At 28.1% G+C, this 1,652-nt stretch carries 2 protein-coding genes; both read right to left on the bottom strand.

Annotated elements, in window-relative coordinates; all coding sequences use genetic code 11:
* The coding region (locus tag A9G11_RS00800; protein ID WP_065617641.1) for a glycosyltransferase family 8 protein at window positions 1–659 on the bottom strand (659 nt) is incomplete at its 3' end.
* A gap of 10 nt (window positions 660–669) precedes the next feature.
* Window positions 670–1,652: glycosyltransferase family 8 protein (locus tag A9G11_RS00795; RefSeq protein ID WP_141674312.1), on the bottom strand; the 983-nt coding region annotated here is incomplete at its 5' end.

The following is a 1,652-nucleotide window of genomic DNA, read 5'->3' as shown; positions in this document are numbered from 1 at the left end:
TGTTCACCAATCACAATATTTAATACATCCTGATCTGGGTAATTATACTTCTCCCCACTATTAAGTAATTGCAATGTTTGTATAGTGATATTTTTTTTACACCATAGTGCAATATTGATTAGCATCACACCTGAATTAAAATAAGTTCCAAAAGCTATATTATATTTGTCACATTGTGATTTCTGCATATAAGGTTCATCAGCCACTGCAGCTACAATCACATTATCTAAATTGATATCAATAATCGATGATAAACTATTAAGACAGAGTGTATCACTATCAATATATAATAATCTTTCCGCTACTTCTTTTAAAATCATCGGAGCAATTAATCTAACACAAGCAACTATAGGAAACTGCACAGTATTTTCTGGATTAATTTGGAATTGCTCATTAATAATATATTCAGTTATAGCAAGATTATCAGCTTTAATCGAGGTTAACTTTCGTCTATTTTCATCAGAAACATTATGAGTAAATAGATGAAAATGAATATTTTGATTTAAATTATTTTCAATGACTGAAATAATATCAACCCCAGCAGATAAAGTATAATTATTATCAAAACACAAAAGGATATGTAATATCTGCTTATTATCTAGAAAAGGAAATGATAACAATTCATTTTTTTTACTAATAAACTTGTCAACTTCTATCACAAAGCCTTCCTTAACGTTTTTTATTAATTTTATGCTTCAAATAGAGTAAATAATATTTAAAAGCAGTAATATATTTATGTTGACTTGCGAGTAGCTTTGCATAACGCCTAGTAGTTGAAGGTGCATTTTCGTTGGCCAATAATAATTTATCTTTTGCCCATGGAGAGGAAGCTATATAACTTTGATAAGTTGGAGTTAAATATAATTTGTACCAAGGTTTATTTCCGGTGACATAATGAATAATCACAGCATCTTGTACAACTAAATTATCTTCATTGCCAGCAACAGTAAGCGAAGTAAGATTATTAAAACGTCGAGGTAAAAAAACAGTCTTACCTTGCATCAAAATATTGAGAACATCTTGATCGGCAAATTTATACACTTTACCACTATTTATCATGGCAAAAGCTTTTTCTGTAAGATTATTTTCAACCCACATATCAGTATTAATATAAATCATCCCAGCATTAAAATATTCACCATAAGGAATATCACAAGCTGTACATTGCTTTTCTTGCATTTTTTCTAGATCTGAAACTACTGCTGAATATTTATTTTCTAAATCAACATTAATTAAGTCATTCAGATTATTGGTACACAAGACATCACAATCTAAATATAAAACTCGAGAAGTGACTTTATTCAATATTTGAGGGACAATGAAACGTAAACAAGTTGATGCCGAAACGTGTAAAACTAAAGTGTCAGGATTGACCGAGAAATTTTCATTAATCTCATAAATAATAATACTAACATTATTTTGATTTAATTCATTAAAACGTAAAATCTTCTCATTAGATACTTTATTAGCAAATAAATGAAAAACAAGATTTTTATCTGAATTATTGATAATAACAGACGACATAGCAATACCTGCAGGCATTGCATAATTGTCATCAAAGCAAAAAGCGATATCAATTGTTAATTGAGTTGTAATATTATTATTAAATAGTGTTAAAACTTTACTAATAAAAAGATTTTCTTCCATATATT

The organism is Gilliamella sp. wkB108, assembly GCF_001690195.1.
Taxonomy (GTDB): domain Bacteria; phylum Pseudomonadota; class Gammaproteobacteria; order Enterobacterales; family Orbaceae; genus Gilliamella; species Gilliamella apicola_L.
The sequence above is the reverse complement of the archived record's forward strand: the minus strand, read 5'-3'. Positions and strand labels throughout refer to the sequence as shown.